This is a genomic window from Thermus caliditerrae, from assembly GCF_021462525.1.
Taxonomy (GTDB): Bacteria; Deinococcota; Deinococci; order Deinococcales; family Thermaceae; genus Thermus; species Thermus caliditerrae.
This window is the reverse complement of sequence record NZ_JAKEDT010000040.1, coordinates 1-2,747: the sequence shown is the minus strand read 5'-3', so window position 1 is coordinate 2,747 and position 2,747 is coordinate 1. Positions and strand designations below refer to the sequence as shown.

At 71.2% G+C, this 2,747-nt stretch carries 2 protein-coding genes; one reads left to right on the top strand and one right to left on the bottom strand.

Annotation, left to right across the window (positions count from 1 at the left end):
* Nucleotides 1-1,027, bottom strand: a 1,027-nt coding sequence (locus L1088_RS12500; RefSeq protein WP_326490785.1) for a tetratricopeptide repeat protein, incomplete at its 3' end; no start/stop codon positions are given.
* A 507-nt stretch (nt 1,028-1,534) separates the two neighbouring features.
* On the opposite strand from L1088_RS12500, the gene L1088_RS12330 reads away from it, so the two are divergent.
* Nucleotides 1,535-2,747 (top strand): hypothetical protein (locus L1088_RS12330; RefSeq protein ID WP_234555354.1); only part of this gene is annotated, 1,213 nt, incomplete at its 3' end.

Here is a 2,747-nt window from a genome sequence, read left to right as displayed (position 1 = left end):
CCCAGAGCCGCCTCTCCCGCTCCTCCAGGCGCACCTTGGGCCTCTCCGGGGCCCGCCGGGTCCTGGGGAGCCGGAGCCCGCGGGCCTCCGCCAGGGCGAAGAGGTCGGGAAAGGCCAGGGCCTCCTCCATGAGCGGGTAGGGGCCTATGGCCAGGGCTTCCTCCAGAAGCCCTAGGCTCCCGCTTCCCTCCCCCGGCTCTTCCCTCCGGGCCAGCTCCGCCAGGACCACCAGAAGCCGGGCCCTGGCCGGGGCGTGGGTGTCCAGCAGGCCCAAAGCCTCCCCCGCCGTCCGCCGGGCCTCCCTCCGCCAGCCGAGGGAGAGGTGGCAGGCGGCCAGCTCCGCCAGGGCCGCCCCCCGCCTGGCCCCCTCCCCGGACGCCTTCAGGGCCTCCTCGAGGCGCTCCCTTCCCTGGGCCGGCCGCCCCGAAAGGCGCAGGGCGGTGCCCAGGGCCCGCAGGGCCACCGCCCGGTCGTCGGGGTCCAGCCTGCCCTCCGCCGCCTGCCGGGCCCGGAAGAGGGCCTCCCTCAGCTCCCCCCTGGCCCGGTGGACGGAGGAGAGCAGGACCAGCACCCGGTTGCGGAAGCTCCCCAGGGCCTTGGCCCGCACCAGGGCCCAGGCTTCCTCCGCCCGCCGCAGGGCCCATCCCAGCTCCCCCCGGTGCAGGGCCGCCACCCCCAGGCCGTGCAGGGCCCACGCCCGGCCCAGGTGGTCTTCCTCCGCCAGGAAGTGGTCCAGGGCCCTCTTCAGGGCCTCCTCCGCCTCCCGCCACCGCCCCGCCCGGAAGAGCAGGGCTCCCAGGTCCTGCCAAACCCACCCCGCCCCCTCCCGCGCCCGCCTCGCCGCCCGCTCCACCAGGGCCAGCCCCGCCTCCTCCCCCAGGTGCCAGCGGGCCCAGCCCTTGAGCCGGAGCCACTCGGGATCTTCCGGCCTCGGGTCCCGGTCCAGGGCGGCCTCGGCTTCCGCGTAGCGCCCGGCCTGGAGGAAGAGGCGGACGGCCTCGAGGTCCACCCGCCCATCAGAGCCCACCAGAGGCCTTCTCCTGCGCGGTCCCGGAGAGTGCCCTTGCCCATCGGAAATTGCAAGCGATCTGCGAACTTTGCCCCCTTTTGCGGCCATCTCGCTGGACATTATAGAGGTCCCTTTTTCCCTTCTCTGGGCTACTACAGTGCGCGCGGGAGCTTTTCAAGTGAACTCCATCACGCCTGTTGGTATGCCTGTGTTGAGCATATTGACCTTCTTCCTTGGGGGTGGTAAGGGTTAGGGAATGGTTCCCGGATGCGGCCAGACCCCCTTGCCTCTCTGGGCCCGGTATAATGGCGGGCAATGGGAAGACCGGGCCCCCCTGGGGCCCAAGGCGGCAGGGCCGCGTGAGGACCAAAGAAGAGGCACCCCTAGGGAGGGGAAAGCCAACACCAAACTCTTTGCGGGATTCCTCTTGCACCTAGCCTACCCCCTCCCAGCGGGAACGGCAAGAGGCACCTATCGGGTGCGCGGGGGAGAGCCGTCCCCCACGCGAAAAAAAGGGAGGGGTTTATGACCCCGGAGGAAGTTAAAGGAAGCGGATATCAAAAACCAGAAGCTCAAGCAGGCATCTCGGCGGCGGGCCGGGCCTTCCTGGAGGCCCTGGCCCGGAGGAAGCGGGCGAAGGGGGAGGAGCTCCCCCCCCTCTACCTGAGGCTTCTGGAGGGCCTGCCGGGGGAGGAAGACCCCCAGGCTCCTCCTCCCCCGCCCCCGGCGCCCCCGGCTCCCAGGGAGGCGGAGGCTGAGCTGAAGCGGGCTGTGCGGGAGGCCCTGGCCCGTCCGGCGCCCGGGGAAGTGCCGCCCATCGAGCGGCGGCCCTCGGTGTTCCAGCTGGTGGATCAGGCCCTGAAGGCCCACCCCGAGGCGGTGGAGGGCCTGAGCCCCACGGCCCAAGGGGCCTACCGGCTCCTGCTGGCCGCGGGGCTGGAGCTCCTCACCCGGCGGCTTGGGGACCGGCCGATCCCCAAGAACCTGAGCCAGGTGACGGTCTTTGGGGTGAACCGGGCGTTGGCCCTGGCCCTTGGGGTGAGCGAGGCCACCCTGTACCGGGCCCTGGTGGAGCTGAAGGAGCGGGGCCTGGTGGTGCGGCGGGCTTGGATGACCCCGGCGACGGTGAAGGGGCGGTCTGGGATCTACACGGCTGGGGCGGTGTACGCGGTGCGGCTGCCCCACCGCTCCCGCCGCCCCCGGCTGGAGCGGGAGGACTTCACCCATCCTTGGCGGGACCTGGAGGGGGACATCAAGGAGGGGAAAACGGCTTGGCGAGCGGCAAAGCTGGCTCTGAGAGAGTGTAAGAAAAGGTCCCCTAAGGAGGACCTCGAGGCCCTGGAGTTTCTACTGGGGTTCGCGTTATCCCCGGGTGAGCGAAGCGAAACCGCGTTAGATATACACTCTCTCAGGGTCAGCCTGCGGGCGGCCAAAGCCCAGGAAAAGCGGCTCCTGGTCGCAAAAATCGCCCTCGGCCTGGCCCACGAGTTCAAGGACCCCGGCAGCGTCCGCTTCTACGCCTGGGTGATCTGGGGGGCCCTGAGGGCGGAGCTCTACGGGATGTGGGAAGGGGCCCTGGACCTGGTGGCCTGGGCCATTGAGCGCGTCCGGGAGGCCGTCCTCACCGCCCTTTGGGGCTCCAGGAAGGGGGGAATCCGCAGGCCCGGGGCCCTGCTGGCCCACCTCCTCGAGGAGCAGGGCCTCCTCCCCCTCCTCCAGCAGGCCCCCCAGTGGCGGG